The organism is Streptosporangium sp. NPDC023615 (assembly GCF_040640155.1).
Classification (GTDB): Bacteria; Actinomycetota; Actinomycetes; order Streptosporangiales; family Streptosporangiaceae; genus Streptosporangium.
Genome location: NZ_JBFABE010000030.1, coordinates 67,852 through 84,924, shown reverse-complemented (window position 1 = coordinate 84,924; position 17,073 = coordinate 67,852). Strand labels below are relative to the sequence as shown.

Here is a 17,073-nt window from a genome sequence, read left to right as displayed (position 1 = left end):
AGGAGAGGGGGATCGTGAGGAACGAGCGATCCCCCTCGACGAGGGAAGGAGCCGGGTCCCAGCGGGCTCACCGCGACGCGCAGCGTCGCCATGAGCACAGACTCACCGCGACGCGCAGCGTCGCCATGACACTGTATGGTTGTGAGATTGTGTGCGCTCGTAACGCCTTCCGCTAGGGCGGGTGAGGGGGAGCGCACCTTTTCCGCTCCCGAGATCCCTAGGAGATCCACCATGTCCGAAGTGGTAATCAAGACCGAGCTCCGCGACACGTTCGGAAAAGGCGCCGCGCGCAAGATCCGCCGCGAGAGCAAGGTACCCGTCGTCCTGTACGGACATGGCACCGAGCCCCAGCACCTGTCGCTGCCCGGCCACGACCTGCTGCTCGCCCTGCGTACGCCGAACGTGCTGATCCGCCTCGAGGGCGCGGTCACCGAGCTCGCGCTGCCCAAGGGCGTCCAGCGTGACCCGATCAGGGGCTTCCTGGAGCACGTGGACCTCATCCTGGTCCGGCGTGGCGAGAAGGTCACCGTCGAGATCCCGGTCACCGTGGTGGGCGAGGTCGCCGACGGCATCCTCGACCAGCAGCTCGTCTCCGTCTCCGTCGAGACCGAGGCCACGCACATCCCCGAGGGCGTCGAGGTCGACGTCGAGGGCCTGGAGGTCGGCACCCAGATCACCGCCGCCGAGCTGAAGCTGCCCGAGGGCACGACCCTGGCCGCCGACCCCGAGGCGCTGGTCCTGATCGTGGCCCCGACCCCGGTCGCCGAGCCGGAGCCCGACGCCGAGACCGCCACCTCCGAGGCCGCCCCGGCCGCCGGGGGCGACGCCAACGAGAACGCCGAGTAGCCTTCTACGGCAAACCCGCCAGACCTGTCAGGGCGGCTCGCGCGCGAGCCGCCCTGACGCGCGTATGAAAGGGATCGTCATCGTGGACCGCTGGTTGGTCGTGGGTTTGGGGAACCCCGGGCCGGAGTACGCCGGAAACCGCCACAACGCGGGGTTCATGGTGCTGGACGAACTCGCGGCGCGAGCCGGCGGGCGGTTCAAGGCGCACAGGTCGCGGGCCGAGGTGCTGGAGGGCCGCCTGGCGGGAGCCCCCGCCGTGCTGGCCAAGCCGCTCTCCTTCATGAACCTCTCCGGCGGGCCGACCAAGGCCCTGCTGGACTTCTACAAGGTCGAGCCGGCCCGCGTGGTCGTGGTCCACGACGAGCTGGACGTCCCCTACGGCGCGCTGAGGGCCAAGCTCGGCGGTGGCGACAACGGCCACAACGGGCTCAAGTCGATCACCAAGTCCCTGGCGACCAAGGAGTACCTGCGGGTGCGGTTCGGCATCGGCCGCCCGCCGGGCCGGATGGACACCGCCTCCTACGTCCTGCGCGACTTCGCCACGGCCGAGCGCAAGGATCTGGCGTTCCTGGTCGACCGCGCGGCCGACGTGGTGGAGTCGCTGATCAAGGTCGGCCTGGAGCAGACCCAGAACGCCTTCCACGGCATCGACCTGAGCGTCTCCGGCCCGCCCCGCTAGACGTCAGGGGTAGGCGCCCGGTCGGACGATCATGATGACGACGACGATCGCCCACAGCAGGTTGTAGATCCCGGCGAGCATGCTCAGGGTCCGCAGCCGCCCGCCGTCGCCGGGGGCGGCCAGGGCGTCGCGCTGGCGCGGGTAGATCTGCAGGGCCAGCAGCCCGCCCGCGCCGGCGGTGAGGATCATGGAGACGTTGACCCAGATCTCGCCCATCCGGCCCTGGACGAGGGCGAGGGCGATCCCCACGACGGGGACGACGACGCCGAGGACGCCGTACACGCGGGTGATGCGGTGCAGCGCGACGGCCACGGCCCGGCTGCGGTCCTCGGAAGAGGTCTCCGGGGGGTCCGGCGGCGGGCCGGTGCCCGTGCCCGCCCCGGCCGTGTTCACCGTGACGCCCGCCGCGACCGGGACGTAGCGGGGGAACAGGCTCGCCGCGACGGCCGAGCCCCCCACGAACACAATGCCGGCCAGTACGTGGATCGACAGCAGCAGACCTTCCACGGGCTCTCCCCTCAGACCTTCAGGCAACCTGAAGCCTAGCAGTGCTTTCAGTCAGCCTGAAGGTGGGGAGGGTGTCGTGGCGGGACGCCGGGCGCCCCGCCGGTGTCCGGCGGCGTCCCGCGCCGCGGTTCAGGACCGCGAGGGATCCCCGAACGCGGCGCGCACGGTGTCGGCGATCCGGCGCTGGACCGGGTCGGCGTCCGGGCCGAACAGCACCTCGTCGACCTCGGACACGGCCGTCATCGCCGCCCGCATCAGGCGCCTGCCCTCGGGCGTGAGCTCGATCGCCGAGGCCGACCCGGCGCGGGCGGTGGTGTCACGGACGAGCCCGGCGGCCGACAGCGCCTTCACCGCCGTGTGGACGCTCTGGACGGTGATCCCGGACATCCGCGCCAGGTCGCTGAAAGACGCCCCCGGCACCGAGGAGATGTGGCCCAGCAGGCCGAGCCGGCTGACCGTCAGCCCGAGCGGCGCCAGGGCGGCGCCGAGCTCGGACCCGATCCGGTGCGCCAGCGTGAGCAGCACGATGGAAGGGCTGGTCACCGGCGGCCCCGAGGGGACGTTCTCGATCGTCACCCGCCAAGTCTCCCCCCAGGGCGACACCTCGCGTCGCGGCGAGGCCGCTCGAAGCGCCCAACGGGATGATCTTCCCGCGCCCCGGTCCCTCGCCGCGGCGGTCGCGGGGGACGTAGGGGTCCGTGCCGGACCGTGAACAAGAACCGGGGGTTCGCCGAACCACGGGTGGCCGACACAACCGATTGAGAGACCGGCGTTCATGACAGCTCCCCCCCAAGACTCGGCACCCCCCGGCGAGGACACCGACGCGCAGGTGCTGGAGGCGTCGCTGCGTCATCCCGACCGCTTCGGTGCCGTCTTCGACCGCTACTTCGCGCACATCCACCGCTACGTCCACCTGCGTCTGGGCGAGGCGGCCGCGGACGACCTCGCGGCGGAGACCTTTCTGCGCGCCTTCCGCGACCGGGCCCGCTTCGACCTCACCCGCGCCAGCGCCCGCCCCTGGCTGTACGGCATCGCCTCCAACCTGGTCGCCGAGCATCGTCGCGGCGAGGCGCGCAGGTATCGGGCGCTGGCCAGGAGCGCCACCGCCACGGAGATCGCCGGTCACGACGAGCGCGTGGCGCAACGGGTCTCCGCGGCGGTCATGCGGCCCCGGCTCGCCGCAGGCCTCGCCCGGCTCTCGGCCGGGGACAGGGAGGTCCTGCTGCTGGTCGCCTGCGCCCAGCTCGGCTACGAGGAGGTCGCCGAGGCCCTCGGCATACCCCGGGGAACGGTGGGGTCGCGTCTCAACCGCGCCCGCAGGAAGCTCCGCACGATCATCGGCCCCGTCGAGGAGGAACTGTGACGAACGAATTCGAAGCGATCAAGAGCCACCACGACGGCCTGCCCGGACCCGCGCCCGAGGCGATCGCGCGCGCACGCGCGCTGCTGGCCGGGGAGGTCGAGGCCGAGCGGGCCGGCAGCGGCCACCGCCGGCCGGCCCGCTCGCCCCGGCGACCGCTTTCCGCCTTCCCCGGCGGCAGGTGGGCGATGAGGGCCGGCGTGGCCGCGGGCCTCGCGGTCGCGGTGACCGCGGGACTGATCCTGGTGCGCGGTGATCGGGACCTCGCGCCGTTCGGGACGCCCCCGGCCGGCGCCGCCGAGCTGCTCCGGCACGCGGCCTTTGTCGCGGCGCGGGAGGACGTGCGGCCCGGACCGGGGCGGTTCCTCTACATCGACCAGAAGAACGTCACGTACGCCAGCGGCTCCGAGGGCGAGTACACCCAGGACGTGCGCCGTGAGATCTGGATGCCGGCCGGCGATCCCGCCAGGGCCCTGACGCGCTCGACGTACGGGCGGACACGCGTCGTCAGCGGACGTGACCCGGAGCACGTGCAGTCCCCCGGAACGGTGGAGTACCGGCGCGCGGGGCAGTGCCACGAGGGCTCCCCGGGCCTTCCTCCCGGGGCCGCCGACCTTCCCGCCGACCCCGATCGGGCTCTGGCGACGATCCGCCGGGACGCGGAGGCGTTCGTCCGGGCGGACCGGCGCAGGCGAGGAGAGGACGACCTGGACCGCAACGAGATCGCCATGCGGGTCGAGAAGGCCGTCGGGAGCCGGTTGTTCACGCTGGCGCAGAACCCGCTCACCCCCTCCCGCACCAGGGCCACGGTCTTCGCCGCGCTGTCCCGGATGACGACCGCGACCGTCGTTCCGGACCTCACCGACCCCGCCGGGCGACACGGCGTGGGCGCCTCGCTCAAGTACGAGACCCCCGACGGCTGGGAACGCGGGGAGCTCATCTTCGAGCCGGGCACGTACCGGTTCCTCGGCTACCGGAGCTGGATCGGGCAGCGGGAGGGCGGGCGGGTCAGGGAGATCGAGAGCAGCAGCATGGCGGTGACGGCGGTGAAGGTCGTCGACTCCATGCCCGAGGTTCCCAAGGACGCCGGCGAGCCGATGTTCTGCTGACGCGGTCATCGCGCCGCGGGCCCGTGGGGTGACCTTTCGTGATCGGCGGGAGAGCCCCCGACCGGGCCCTCTCGCCGGGGCGGCGGGACCGGCCGGGCTAGCCGGGCGGGGTGAAGGCCATCAGGTTCTGGAGGAGTTCGGCCTGCTCCACCGCGTCGTCCAGGGCGTGGTGGGTGTGCGGGCGGCCGGAGCGCAGGTGGGCGGGCATCTGGCGCTTGGTGGCCCAGCCGATCGGCACGCCCGCCTTGGCCGCGTACAGCGTCTTGAGGTCGATGCAGCGCGAGTGCCCGAACGGCGAGGCGCCGGTGAAGCGCATGAAGTACCAGTACATCCACATCCAGTCGTAGGAGAGCGGGTAGGCCGCCAGCACCGGCGAGCCGTTCCCGCTCGCCTCGCGGATCCACCCGGCGGCCTCCCGCATCGCCTCGGCCGGGTCGCGGCCCTCGCGGACCAGCAGGTCGCGGTCCAGCCCGCTCACGGCGAGCGCCTCGGGGACGTGGTCGTCGCTGATCGGCCGCAGCTCCGCGTAGAAGGTGCGGCCTCGCGGGTCCACGGGCTCGAAGACCCTGCCGGTCATCCTCCCGGCCACCGCCATGCCGAAACTGATCATCGAGTACGGCCCGGGAATCGGGCCATCGGCCTCTATGTCTACAGAGATGTACGTTTCCGTCTTCAACCCTCGGGCCTTTCCAGCCGCCGATAGCATTCCATGACTGTCTGTCCGTGAACGGTTACGCAGGGGGAGCGTGTGCGCGACGTGACCGCGGTCCCGGCGGCGCCCAGGGCGACGACGGGCGGGATGCCCGCCGGGCGCAGGCGCGAGCCGGACTGGATGCGGGGGCACCGGGCGATGGCCTTCGTCGCCGACACCGTCTGCGCCGCCCTGGCCGGGGCGCTCGCGCTGATCCTCCGATTCGGCGAGGTTACCGCCTACGTCTTCCCGTACGTCGTGCTGAGCACGGCCCTGCCCGCGGTCTGGGTCTGCGTGGTGGCGCTGAACCGCGCCTACGAGGCCCGCCTGGTCGGCCTGGGCTCGGAGGAGTTCCAGCGGATCCTGCAGTGCGGCCTCATGCTCACCGCCGCCCTCGCCGTCGTCGCCTACCTGACCAAGACCGAGGTGGCCCGCGGGTACGTGGTGCTGGCGCTGCCGCTGACCACGCTGCTCACCCTCCTGGCGCGGTACGCGCTGCGCCGCCGCCTGCACCGCAGGCGGGCGCGGGGCGGCTGCATGCGCCGCGTCGTGGCGGCGGGCCACCGGGTGGCCGTCGCCGAGCTGGTCCGCCGGTTCCGCCGGGAGCGCTACCACGGCCTGGAGATCATCGGCGTGTGCGTCCCCTCGGGCGGGACGCGGCAGGTGGAGGGCGTCCCGGTGCTCGGCGACCTCTCCGACGTCGCGCTCGCGGCGGTGCGGGTCCGCGCCGACACCGTGGCCGTGCTCGCCTGCCCGGAGATGGACGGCACGGCGCTGCGCCGGCTGGCCTGGAGGCTGGAGGAGAGCGACACCGACCTGGTCGTCGCCCCCGCCCTGATGGAGGTGGCCGGGCCGCGGATCACCATCCGCCCGGCGGCCGGGCTGCCGCTGCTGCACGTGGACCACCCCGAGCTGTCGGGGCTGCGGCGGCTGCTCAAGAACCTGTTCGACCGGCTCGGCGCCGCGCTGCTGCTCGTGCTGCTCCTGCCGCTCCTGGTGGGCCTGGCCGTCGCGGTGCGGGCCTCGGGGCCGGGGCCGGTGCTCTTCCGGCAGCGCCGGGTGGGACGCGACGGCACCGAGTTCACGATCTACAAGTTCCGGACGATGCGCGCCGACGCGGAGCACCGGAGGATCACCCTGTCCAGCGACGGTCCGGGCATGCTCTTCAAGATCCGTAACGACCCCCGGGTGACCCCGCTGGGCGCCAGGCTGCGCCGCCGCTCCCTGGACGAGCTGCCCCAGCTGATCAACGTCGTGCTGGGCGAGATGTCGCTCGTGGGCCCCCGGCCGCCGCTGCCCGAGGAGGTGGCCCGGTACGGGGACGACGTCCGCCGCCGCCTGCTGGTCAAGCCGGGGATGACCGGCCTGTGGCAGGTGAGCGGTCGCTCGGACCTTTCGTGGGAGGAATCGGTACGGTTGGACCTGCGTTACGTGGAGAGCTGGTCCCTCATGCTGGACCTGCAGATCCTGTGGAAGACCTGGTCGGCCGTCGTGCGAGGAGCTGGAGCATACTGATGACCGTTCGCGACGATCACGCACTCGCCGCCGAGCTGGCGACCGACGCGGGCGGGAGACTGGCCGCCCTGCGCGCCGGACGCGGCTTCGCCGACCCCTCCGCGCTGCGCAAGGAGGGCGACACCGCCTCCCACCTGTTCCTGATGGAGGCCCTGTCCCGGCTGCGCCCGGACGACAGCGTGCTGTCGGAGGAGGCGACGAGCGAGGAGCGGCTCGACCCGCGCCGGCTCCGCGCCGACCGGGTCTGGATCGTCGACCCGCTCGACGGCACCCGGGAGTTCGCCGAGGAGGGCCGCGAGGACTGGGCGGTCCACGTCGCGCTCTGGGAACGCGGCACGCTGACGGCCGGGGCCGTCGCGCTGCCCGCCCAGGGCCGCACGCTCTCGACGCTCGAACCCCCGGTGACGCCCGCCCCGCGGCCCGGCGCCCGGCCGAGGATCGCGGTCAGCCGGACCCGGCCGCCGGAGTTCGTCCGCGCCCTCGCCGAGCTCGCCGGGGCCGACCTGGTGCCGATCGGCTCGGCCGGCGCCAAGATCTCCGCGGTGCTCACCGGTCAGGTCGAGGCGTACGTGCACGCCGGGGGCCAGTACGAGTGGGACTCGGCCGCGCCCGTCGCGGTGGCCCTGGCCTCGGGCGCCCACGCGAGCAGGATCGACGGCTCGCCGCTGGCCTACAACCAGCCCGACCCCTCGCTGCCGGATATCCTGGTATCCCTACCGGGACTGGCGCCAACGTTGCTCGCCGGAATCCGGGATCTGCACCGCTAATCCCCGCTAGGAGAGACAGATGCTTCAGCGCGACTACACCACGTCGCAGCTCGACGTTCTCGAGGCAGAGGCCATCCACATCATGCGCGAGGTCGCGGCCGAGTTCGAGCGTCCCTGTCTGCTCTTCTCCGGGGGCAAGGACTCCATCGTCATGCTCCGCATCGCGGAGAAGGCGTTCTGGCCCGCGCCGATCCCCTTCCCGCTGATGCACGTCGACACCGGCCACAACTTCACCGAGGTCATTGAGTTCCGCGACCGCCGCGCCGCCGAGCTGGGCGCGCGCCTGGTCGTCGCGAGCGTCCAGGACTCCATCGACGCCGGCCGCGTCGTCGAGGAGACCGGCCGCAGGGCCTCGCGCAACCGCCTGCAGACCACCACGCTGCTGGACGCGATCGAGGAGAACGAGTACGACGCGGTGTTCGGCGGCGCCCGCCGCGACGAGGAGAAGGCCCGCGCCAAGGAACGGGTGTTCTCCTTCCGCGACGACTTCGGCCAGTGGGACCCGAAGAACCAGCGCCCCGAGCTCTGGAACCTCTACAACGCCAGGATCCGCAAGGGCGAGCACATCCGGGTCTTCCCGCTGTCCAACTGGACCGAGCTCGACATCTGGGACTACATCCGCCGCGAGGGCATCGAGATCCCCTCGATCTACTACGCCCACACCCGCAAGGTCTTCGAGCGCGACGGCATGCTGCTGGCCGACAGCGAGTTCATCACCCGCGACGAGGACGAGCCGCTGGTGGAGATGACGGTCCGCTACCGCACGGTCGGCGACGTGACCTGCACCGGCGCGGTCCAGTCGGGGGCCGCGACGGTCGAGGAGATCATCGACGAGATCGCGGTGACCCGGATCACCGAGCGCGGCGCCACCCGCGCCGACGACCGCGCCTCCGAGGCCTCCATGGAGGACCGCAAGCGAGAGGGCTACTTCTGATGCCCCCGCGCACGCGGGCGGCCCTCTCCGGAGCGGCCCGCCCCCTCCCCGGCGAGGGCGCGTCCCCGCACGCGTCCGGCGGCCGGCTCCTGACCCCTGAAACGGAAGAACGACACCTCACGAGGAGGGACGGCGCCGCCCGTCGGGTCACCGACGGTCTCCTGCCGAGAATCTGATGGACATCCTTCGTTTTGCCACGGCGGGAAGCGTCGACGACGGAAAGTCGACGCTCATCGGGCGGCTGCTCTTCGACTCCAAGGCGATCTTCGAGGACCAGCTCGAGGCGGTCGAGCGCACCTCCCGTGACCGCGGAACCGAGTACACCGACCTGTCGCTGCTCACCGACGGCCTGCGGGCCGAGCGGGAGCAGGGCATCACCATCGACGTGGCCTACCGCTACTTCGCCACCCCCCGGCGGAAGTTCATCATCGCCGACACCCCCGGCCACATTCAGTACACCCGCAACATGGTCACCGGCGCCTCCACCGCCGACCTGGCCATCGTCCTGATCGACGCCCGCAAGGGCGTGCTGGAGCAGTCGCGCCGGCACGCCTTCCTGACCACCCTGCTGCGGGTGCCGCACCTGGTGCTGGCCGTCAACAAGATGGACCTGGTCGACTACTCCCAGGAGAGGTTCGAGCAGATCCGCGAGGAGTTCACCGCGTTCGCCTCCAAGCTGAACGCGCCGGACCTCACGTTCATCCCGATCTCGGCGCTGCACGGCGACAACGTGGTGGCGCGCTCGGAGAACACGCCCTGGTACAACGGCTCCTCCCTGCTGCACCACCTGGAGCACGTGCACATCGCCTCCGACCGCAACCTGGTCGACGTGCGCTTCCCGGTGCAGTACGTCATCCGCCCGCAGCGGGCCACCGACCCGTCCCTGCACGACTACCGCGGCTACGCCGGGCAGGTCGCGGGCGGCGTGCTCAAGCCGGGGGACGAGGTCATGCACCTGCCCTCGGGGCTGACCACCCGCATCGCGTCGATCGACACCTTCGACGGGCCGATCGAGGAGGCGTTCCCGCCGATGTCGGTGACCCTCCGGCTGGAGGACGACATCGACATCTCGCGCGGCGACATGATCTGCCGTCCCAACAACCAGCCGAACGCCTCGCAGGAGCTGGAGGCGATGATCTGCTGGATGGCCGACACGGTCAAGCTGGCCCCGCGCTCCAAGCTGATCGTCAAGCACACCACCCGCAGTGCGCGTGCCCTGGTCAAGGAGCTGCACTACCGGCTGGACGTCAACACCCTGCACCGGGACGAGACGGCCGGATCGCTCGGGCTCAACGAGATCGGGCGCGTCTCGCTCCGGGTGACCCAGCCCCTGTTCGTGGACGACTACGCCCGCAACCGCCTCACCGGAGGCTTCATCCTCGTGGACGAGGCCACCAACAACACCGTCGGCGCCGGGATGATCGTCGACGCCAGGTAGACCGCCCGCCCGCGCCCGCGCCGCGCCCCACCCGTACGCCACGGGCCGGGCGCGGCGCGGGCGCGGGCGTTCTGCGTTCCAGGAGGTTCCAGGGCTTTCCACGGCTCTCCACGGCTCTCCACGGCTCTCGGGACGCCCCGGGGTGGATCGGCGCGGCGGACGCGGGCGTCCGCGTCACAGGGCGGATCGGCGCGGGCCGTCGCCGGGGAGGCGTGCCCGCACGCTGGGTAGATCATTTGTCCGTTCTCTGACCCCTCCGTCACGCTACGCGCTAGCCTCGTCGCGTTCCGTATCCGTGGGGTAGGGGTTCGCGCCTGTGTCTGATAGTCCGTCACCCGCCCGGGTGGTCTTCCTCGGTGGTCTCGGCCGTAGCGGGACCACGTTGCTGGAGCGCCTGCTCGGGGAGGTTCCCGGTATCGCGCCGCTCGGCGAGGTCGTCCACCTCTGGGCCAGGAGCGTGCTCGCGGACGAGGCGTGCGGGTGCGGTGCGCCCTTCGGCTCGTGTCCCTTCTGGGAGAAGGTCGGCGAGCGCGCGTTCGGCGGCTGGTCCGCGGAGACGGCCCGGCGGATGATCGAGCTCAGGCCGCGCGTGGACCGCACCCGGCGGATCCCGACCCTGGCCAGGCTGCTGGCCGAGGAGCAGGCGGGCACCGGCAGGTGGCCGGCCTCCGGCACCGCGGAGCTCGTCGAGTACGTCGCCGCCCACCGCCGCCTGTACGACGCCGCAGGGGAGGTCGCCGACTGCCCGGTCGTGATCGACTCCAGCAAGCACGCCTCCCTGGCCTTCTGCCTGGCGGCGGCCGGGGTCGACGTCCACGTCGTCCACGTGGTCCGCGACCCCCGCGCGGTCGCGCACTCCTGGCGCCGCAGGGTCGCCCGTCCCGAGGACGGACATCTGATGACCCACTGGTCACCGGCCCGCACCTCGCTGCACTGGCTGAGCGAGAACCTCGGGCTGGAGCTGCTGGCCCGCAGGGGCGTCCCGGTCACCCGGGTCCGCTACGAGGACCTGCTCGGCGACCCCGCCGACACCCTCAGGCGCCTGGTCGCCGCGATCGGCGTCCCGTGCCGTCTCGACTTCCTCTCGGGCGGCTGGGCGGAGCTGTCCACGGCGCACACGGCCTCGGGCAACCCGGTGCGCTTCACGGTCGGCCGCACGGAGCTGACCAGGGACGACGGCTGGCGGGCCGCGGCCTCGTCCCGCCGCCTGCGCCTGGTCACCGCACTGACCTGGCCCCTCATGATCAAGTACGGTTACCACAGGAGACTCGCGTGAACACATCGGTGGGTGTCGTCATCCCCACCCGGGGACACCGGCCCGACCAGCTGCGCGCGGCCACGCTCGCCGTGCTCGGCCAGGATCACCCCGGTCCCGTCGAGGTCGTGGTCGTCGTGGACGGCGGCGACCCGGCATGGGTCGCCGACCAGGTGGCCGACCTGCTGGTCGGCAGGGCGCTGACCGCCTCCCCGGAGGGGGCTCCCGCGCGCGGGGTGCGGGTGATGGCCAACCGGCTCACCCCCGGCCTGCCCGGTGCCCGCAACACCGGCATCGCGGCGCTGGCCACCGACCTGATCGCGTTCTGCGACGACGACGACCAGTGGCTCCCGGGCAAGATCACCGCTCAGGTCGCGGCGCTGGAGGCCGAACCGGGGGCGCGCTTCTCCAGCTGCGCCATCGAGATCGAGTACGGTTCGCGCCGCATCCCCCGCCTGGCCGGGACCGGCCGCGTCACCTACCGTCACCTGGTGCGCTCGCGGATGGTGATGGTGCACTCCTCGACGTTCGTGTTCCGGCGCGGTGGCCTCTGGGTGGACGAGAGCGCCCCCGGGGGCCAGAACGAGGACTGGGATCTGGCGCTGCGCGCCGCCGCCCAGCACCCCATCGTGCACGTCGACCGGCCGCTGGTCCGGGTGCGCTGGGGCGGCTCGGCGTACGTGACCCGCTGGGCCGACCGAATCGCCGGGCTGGAGTGGATGCTCGCCCGGCACCCTGATCTGGCCGTGGATCCGCGCGGCGCGGCGCGGGTCTACGGTCAGCTCGCCTTCCACCACGCGGCCCTGGGCCGGAGGCGGGAGGCGGGCCGCTGGGCCTGGCGGGCGTTCACCGCCCGGCACGGCGAGCTCCGGGCTCCCATCGCGCTCGCGGTGGCGGCGGGGCTGCTTCCCGCCCGGGGCCTGCTCAGCGTCCTGCACCACCGGGGACGCGGTATCTGATGGCGCCCCTGACCGAACGCCCGCGCACGACCGTCCGTCTCGACCTCGCGATGACGGCGCCCATGATGATCCCGCCCGCGACGCCGTCGCCTGTCATGCCGTCGCCTGTCATGCCGTCGCCCGTCATGACGTCGCCGGTCCCGGCGCCGTCCGTGTCGGCATCGCTCGTTTCGGCCTGGTCCGTGCCGGCGTCGTCCGTATCGGCGTCGTCCGTGTCGGCGTCGTTCGCGGACGGGCAGGACGTGGGGCGTCCACGGGGCGTCGTGCGCCGCGATCTCCGAGGCGCCCCACCCGCACCGGGCCGGGCCGTGCTCGCCGTCACCCGCCACGCCATGATCCCGATCCCGGCGCCCGCGCCGCCACCGCCCGTCACCGGCCGCCACCCCGCTTCCACCGGGCATCGATCCGGGTCCGCCGACCACCCCGGGTCCGCCGACCACCCCGGGTTCACCGATCGACCCACGTCCGCCGAGCATCCCGCCCCAGGCGATCACCTCGGACCCACGGATCACCGACCCGTGTCCACCGAGCACCGGGCCGCCTCCAGCGGTCACGGTCCGGTGCCCGGCCTGCCCGCCGTCGCCGGGCAGGCCGGGGCACCGGTCGCCCGGCGGAGGGCGGCGCGGGCCGCCTCCCGCCGGCGACGTCGGCCGGACAGGGCCACCCGCAGACGGCTGCGCAGGCGCGTGCACGTGGCCGGGGTGGCGCTCGACCCGATGACCGAGGGTGAGGTCGTCGACCACGTGGTGGCCGCGTTGAAGGACGGCAGGGGCGGCCACCTCGTCACCCCCAACGTCGACATCGGCCGGATCGCCGCCCGCGATCCTCGGGCCCGCGCGCTCGTCGAGGGCGCCGACATCGTCGTCGCGGACGGCATGCCGCTGGTATGGGCGGCCAGGCTGCTCGGCACCCCCGTCCCCGGCCGGGTCACCGGCGCCGACCTGATCTGGTCGCTGTCCGAGGCCGCCGCCTTCTACCGCCACCCGGTGTACCTGCTCGGCGGCCCGAAGGGCGCCCCCGCGCGGGCCGCCCGCGAGCTGGTGGCCCGCCATCCGGCGCTGACGGTCGCCGGGACCCACACCCCGCCGTACGGGTTCGAGGACGACCCCGAGAGCCACGCCCGGGTACGGGACGCCGTGATCGCCGCCGCGCCCCGGCTGGTCTTCGTCGGCCTCGGCTTTCCCAAGCAGGAACGGCTCATCGCCTCCCTCCGCCGTGACCTGCCGGGGACCTGGTTCGTCGGCTGCGGCTCGGCGATCGCCTTCGCCGCGGGCACCGCGCGCCGCGCGCCGCGATGGATGCGCCGTGCGGGCCTGGAGTGGCTCTTCCGGCTGGCGGGGGAACCGGCCAGGCTGTCCCGCCGATACCTGGTCGACGACCTGCCGTACGCGATCCGCCTCCTGGTGGTCTCGCTGGTCCGGGGCCTGTTCTCCTGACCGCCGCCCCCGCGTCGCGGTCCCCGGCCGGGGCGCCGAATGGGCCGTTGGTCCCGGCGGAAGACGAACCCCCGGACGGGCGGTTCTCAGGTGGACGGTCCTCAGATGGGCCGGGACGGACGTGGACGCCGAGGGAAGGCGAGTTCCCTGACCCGGCGGGCGTCCTCCGCGCTCAGCCGGGCGCCGGCCTCGGCGAGGGCGCGGCGCGAGTCCGTCGGCCGGTAGGCCGTACGGGACAGGCCGTGCCAGGTGAAGTCGCCGGCACCCGCCCGGGGGGCGGCCGTGCACGCGCGCCGGACGCGTTCCCGAGCACGGGCTGACCAGGTCAGACCGGCCTGCTCGTACAGGCGGCGGAAACCTGTCAGCGGGTCGAGGGCCAGGTCCTCGTAGCGGGCCAGGGTGATCCGCGGGTGCCGTTCGGCGAGGCGGGTGGCGCTGATCGCGGCCGCCCGCCACAGTGCCGTGGTCGTGACGACGTCGTCCCGCGAGCCGGCGAGCGCGCGCAGCTCCTCCAGGTGCGGGTGATCGCGCATCAGCAGCGGCTGGTCGAACAGGTCGCCGAGGTGGACCGCCCAGCCCAGCCGCTGCCAGCTGCCGACGAACGCCACCGGGTCGCGCAACAGGATGATCACCCGGCATCCAAGCCGGTCGGCGAACCATCCCGCCGAGAAGAGCGCGAACGGGTCGTCCAGCAGCGCCCGGCGCCCGGCCAGCCGCCCCAGTGTGAACGCGCCGCCGTACCGGACCATCCTCGCCAGGTCGTACGGTGAGCGGTTGCGGCGCAACTCGGCCAGGAATCCGTAGCGCAGCGCGACGGTCCGGGTGAAGGCGGGCAGCCAGTCGCGCTCGTTGTCCGGGCAGACGTACTGGAAGCGATGCCCGACCACGGCGTCCAGCACCCCCGGGCAGTGGCCCGGCGGGTGCTCGGGGTTGAGCGGCTCGTTGACGTAGACCAGCTCCCCGCCGGCGACGAGCATCCTGCCCGTCCAACTCGTCCCGCTCCGGGGCAGCCCGGTGACCAGAACGGGGGTCACCGTGTCCACCGCGCCCACCGCGCCCACCGCGCCCACCGCGCCCACCGCGCTTGCCGCGCGCCCCGGCTCGCGGGCGTCTCGGCTCTCCGGGGTCTTCGCACCCTCCGTGCACCGGGCGCGCGGACGTCGCGGTCATGTCGCGGCCCGAAGGGGTGAAGGCCGTACCGGCGGTGGACGTGCCACAGCGGCAGCAGGTTCTTGACCGCCATGCCTCCCGCCCAGCCGAGGGCCGCACCGAGCGAGCCGAGACAGGGGACGAGCAACAGGTCCAGCAGCACCGTCGTCGTGACGGCCGCGACGAGGTACGCGAGGCCGGCGCCGGTGTGCCCTGCGGCGGTCAGCGCCACGTCGGCCGCCCCGCACGCGGTGGCGAGCAGCATGGTCGCGGCCAGCACCAGCGCCACCGGCGCGCCCGAGGCGTACTCCTCGCCGAAGACCGCGCCGAGCAGCCACGGTGCGGACGCCGCGTACCCCAGCCAGATCGGCCAGGTGAGCGCGACCAGCCAGCGGGTGGACGACCGGTACAGCTCGCGGGCGCGTGCCAGGTCGCCTCCGGCCAGGGCGCGCACCAGCCTCGGCTGCGCCGCCTGCGCCAGCCCCTGCCCGGCGAGCTGGCCCACGACCTTGAACCGGGTGGCGGCGGTGTAGACGGCGGCCTCGGCCGGTCCCGCCAGCGAGGCGACGATCACGACGTCCAGCCGCTGGAACACCGCCTGGACCCCGGCCGCCAGCGACCGCGGCCAGGTGTGGCGCCACAGCTCGGACGCGGTGCCCGGCGGGCGTGGGGACGTCCTCGGCAGTCGCCGGCGCAGCCAGAGCCAGGCCAGCGACAGCACCACAGGGTACGGCAGGACCCAGGCCGCGACCAGCGACGGCACCAGGCCGCCGTCGCCGCCGACACCGCCGTCGCCGCCGCTCCGGGCAGCGCCGTCGCCGCTCGTCGCCACCACCGCCGCGACCAGGACGAGCTGGCCCACCGGCTGGAGCACACCGGTCAGCAGCAGCGTCGGCCACATCGTCCCGAACCCGCGGGTCGCGCTCACCACGACGCCCGAGCACGTCACCGCGGGCAACGCCACCGCCAGCACCCGCAGCGCGGGGTCGGAGACGGTCAGGAAGGCCACGGCGCCCACGGCCAGCGAGAGCGACGCCACCGGGACCGTCGCCGCGCGCAGGTGGCCCACGGCGCGGGGGCGGCCGGAGGTCCGGGAGCCGGCGAGGACGTGGACCAGCCCGTTCCCCGCGTCCAGCCGCAGCACCGTGGCGGCCAGCAGGCACAGGGTGGTCGCCGCGAAGAAGGCGCCGGCCGTCTTCGGGTCCGTCCCCCTGACGACCAGGACGACCGTCAGGAACTGCGCGACGGCACCGGCACCCGCCCCGGCCAGTCCCGCCACCCTGTCCCCGGAGACCTGCCGGTCGCCGTTCCCGGAGATCGGCTGTCCGGGGTCTGCCGGAACCGGCCCGGGGTCTCCGGGAACCGGCCCGGAGTCCTTGTGAACCGGCCCGGGGCCTTCGGAGACCGGCCCGGAGTTCCCGGGGACCGGCTCTGAGTCCTGGTGAACCGCCCCGCCCTCTTCGGAGCCCGCGCGGCCGGTGGGCACCGGCCGCGCGGGCCTCTCCGTCTCGCCCGCCGGTGTCAGCGGCGCCATGAGGGTTCCGTGCCCAGCCACGAGATCAGCAGGGCGTCCTGCTCCTCGAAGCGGTCGGCCAGCTCGCTGCGGAGTCGCGGGGGCATCGGAGCCGGTCGGGGCCGGGCGTTGTGCCGCTCGAACACCGGGTCGCCCAGGTGCGGCAGCCCGAGGAACGCCAGCACGCGATCGTAAGTGATCTCCGGCTCGGTGAAGAACCGGCCGCTGTCGAGGACGAGGATCCGTTCCCGGCCGACCAGCGGCTCCAGCCGGGCGAGCTGCTCGGCGTAGCGGCCCCGGGCCAGGTAGGCGTGATGGCGGTGGGCCAGGCTCGTCGAGTCCGGCGCGGAGCACAGGGCCTCGGCCGCACCGGCCAGCCGTTCCTCCTCCAGCTCGACGGCCCTGGCGAAGGAGGCCTCGGTCTCGAACCCCCTGGCCAGCTCGTGGGCGTGCGCGGAGAAGGCCCGCTCGACCGGGTCGCGGACGAGCACGATCAGCCTGGCGCCCGGCAGGTCGCGGGCGATCCGCGGCCCGGCCAGCGGATGGAACAGGTAGTAGGGCGACGACTCGAAGACGTGGGGACGGTGACCGTACCTGCGTGCCGCGCGGGAGAGCGACGCCTCCAGGGGGAAGTGCGCCCGGTACCACGACGGACCCCGGCCGTAGGCCGTGTCGAAGTAGTGCACGCCCTTGTGCAGCAGGGGCTTGAAGATCAGTGGATGCCGGGACAGGGCGCGGTACAGCGAGGTGGTGCCGCAGCGCTGGGCCCCGACGATGAGGAAGGAGGGCGGCGTCCGCCGCGACGCGGTGAGGCGTCCGGCGGTCCACGAGATCGTGTGGGCCGCGCTTTTCAGCGCCGGCCTCAGGGCGACGGGTCCCATGGCGGCTCCCGGGGCGGAGGGTCTCGTGAAGGCG

17 protein-coding genes are annotated in these 17,073 nt (G+C 73.4%); 11 read left to right on the top strand and 6 right to left on the bottom strand.

The window, feature by feature from the left end:
• Positions 1-231: 231 nt before the first annotated feature.
• Both AB0G16_RS21625 and pth read left to right on the top strand, forming a co-directional pair.
• On the top strand, positions 232-846 hold the full coding sequence (locus tag AB0G16_RS21625; protein WP_362807546.1) for a 50S ribosomal protein L25/general stress protein Ctc: 615 nt from the start codon (positions 232-234) through the stop codon (positions 844-846).
• 64 nt (positions 847-910) lie between these two features.
• Positions 911-1,525, top strand: a complete 615-nt coding sequence (gene pth / locus AB0G16_RS21620; protein WP_362807543.1) for an aminoacyl-tRNA hydrolase — start codon at positions 911-913, stop codon at positions 1,523-1,525.
• Positions 1,526-1,528: 3 nt separating this feature from the next.
• On the opposite strand, the gene AB0G16_RS21615 is transcribed toward pth, so the two are convergent.
• Both AB0G16_RS21615 and AB0G16_RS21610 read right to left on the bottom strand, forming a co-directional pair.
• Complete coding sequence (locus AB0G16_RS21615; RefSeq protein ID WP_362807540.1) at positions 1,529-2,032, bottom strand: hypothetical protein; 504 nt, start codon at positions 2,030-2,032, stop codon at positions 1,529-1,531.
• 129 nt (positions 2,033-2,161) lie between these two features.
• Positions 2,162-2,608, bottom strand: a complete 447-nt coding sequence (locus AB0G16_RS21610) for a MarR family winged helix-turn-helix transcriptional regulator (protein ID WP_362807537.1) — start codon at positions 2,606-2,608, stop codon at positions 2,162-2,164.
• A 199-nt stretch (positions 2,609-2,807) separates the two neighbouring features.
• Between AB0G16_RS21610 and AB0G16_RS21605 the strand changes: the two genes are divergently transcribed.
• Both AB0G16_RS21605 and AB0G16_RS21600 read left to right on the top strand, forming a co-directional pair.
• A complete protein-coding gene (locus AB0G16_RS21605) occupies positions 2,808-3,395 on the top strand; it encodes an RNA polymerase sigma factor (RefSeq protein ID WP_362807534.1) in 588 nt (195 codons plus the stop codon).
• Positions 3,392-4,501 (top strand): CU044_5270 family protein, encoded by a 1,110-nt coding sequence (locus AB0G16_RS21600; protein ID WP_362807531.1) that lies wholly within the window; start codon positions 3,392-3,394, stop codon positions 4,499-4,501. Before AB0G16_RS21605 ends, AB0G16_RS21600 begins: the two co-directional genes overlap by 4 nt.
• Positions 4,502-4,598: 97 nt before the next feature.
• On the opposite strand, the gene AB0G16_RS21595 is transcribed toward AB0G16_RS21600, so the two are convergent.
• Entirely contained in the window at positions 4,599-5,111 is a 513-nt protein-coding gene (locus AB0G16_RS21595; protein ID WP_362807528.1) for an exonuclease, read from the bottom strand.
• Between the two features lie 240 nt (positions 5,112-5,351).
• Here AB0G16_RS21595 and AB0G16_RS21590 point away from each other — a divergent pair, with 240 nt between their 5' ends.
• From AB0G16_RS21590 to AB0G16_RS21560, 7 genes are all read left to right on the top strand, one after another.
• Positions 5,352-6,707 (top strand): sugar transferase, encoded by a 1,356-nt coding sequence (locus AB0G16_RS21590; protein WP_362807549.1) that lies wholly within the window; start codon positions 5,352-5,354, stop codon positions 6,705-6,707.
• Entirely contained in the window at positions 6,707-7,474 is a 768-nt protein-coding gene (locus AB0G16_RS21585) for a 3'(2'),5'-bisphosphate nucleotidase CysQ (protein WP_362807525.1), read from the top strand. Before AB0G16_RS21590 ends, AB0G16_RS21585 begins: the two co-directional genes overlap by 1 nt.
• A gap of 19 nt (positions 7,475-7,493) precedes the next feature.
• Positions 7,494-8,408: a sulfate adenylyltransferase subunit CysD gene (gene cysD / locus AB0G16_RS21580; protein WP_362807521.1), complete on the top strand. Its 915-nt coding sequence runs from the start codon at positions 7,494-7,496 to the stop codon at positions 8,406-8,408.
• Between the two features lie 175 nt (positions 8,409-8,583).
• On the top strand, positions 8,584-9,846 hold the full coding sequence (cysN, locus tag AB0G16_RS21575) for a sulfate adenylyltransferase subunit CysN (RefSeq protein ID WP_362807519.1): 1,263 nt from the start codon (positions 8,584-8,586) through the stop codon (positions 9,844-9,846).
• A 316-nt stretch (positions 9,847-10,162) separates the two neighbouring features.
• On the top strand, positions 10,163-11,122 hold the full coding sequence (locus AB0G16_RS21570; RefSeq protein ID WP_362807516.1) for a sulfotransferase: 960 nt from the start codon (positions 10,163-10,165) through the stop codon (positions 11,120-11,122).
• Complete coding sequence (locus AB0G16_RS21565) at positions 11,119-12,060, top strand: glycosyltransferase family 2 protein (RefSeq protein ID WP_362807513.1); 942 nt, start codon at positions 11,119-11,121, stop codon at positions 12,058-12,060. The genes AB0G16_RS21570 and AB0G16_RS21565 overlap by 4 nt, the downstream gene beginning before the upstream one ends.
• A 518-nt stretch (positions 12,061-12,578) precedes the next feature.
• Positions 12,579-13,496: a WecB/TagA/CpsF family glycosyltransferase gene (locus AB0G16_RS21560; RefSeq protein ID WP_362807510.1), complete on the top strand. Its 918-nt coding sequence runs from the start codon at positions 12,579-12,581 to the stop codon at positions 13,494-13,496.
• 101 nt (positions 13,497-13,597) lie between these two features.
• Here AB0G16_RS21560 and AB0G16_RS21555 read toward each other — a convergent pair whose 3' ends face one another.
• Genes AB0G16_RS21555 through AB0G16_RS21545 form a run of 3 tightly spaced genes read right to left on the bottom strand, consistent with a single transcriptional unit; the run spans position 13,598 to position 17,039 of the window.
• Positions 13,598-14,566 carry a sulfotransferase gene (locus tag AB0G16_RS21555; protein WP_362807508.1) on the bottom strand — a complete coding sequence of 323 codons (969 nt, stop codon included), beginning with the start codon at positions 14,564-14,566 and terminating at the stop codon, positions 13,598-13,600.
• On the bottom strand, positions 14,527-16,179 hold the full coding sequence (locus tag AB0G16_RS21550) for a lipopolysaccharide biosynthesis protein (protein ID WP_362807505.1): 1,653 nt from the start codon (positions 16,177-16,179) through the stop codon (positions 14,527-14,529). The genes AB0G16_RS21555 and AB0G16_RS21550 overlap by 40 nt, the downstream gene beginning before the upstream one ends.
• Entirely contained in the window at positions 16,167-17,039 is an 873-nt protein-coding gene (locus AB0G16_RS21545) for a sulfotransferase (protein WP_362807502.1), read from the bottom strand. Before AB0G16_RS21545 ends, AB0G16_RS21550 begins: the two co-directional genes overlap by 13 nt.
• Positions 17,040-17,073: the final 34 nt, after the last annotated feature.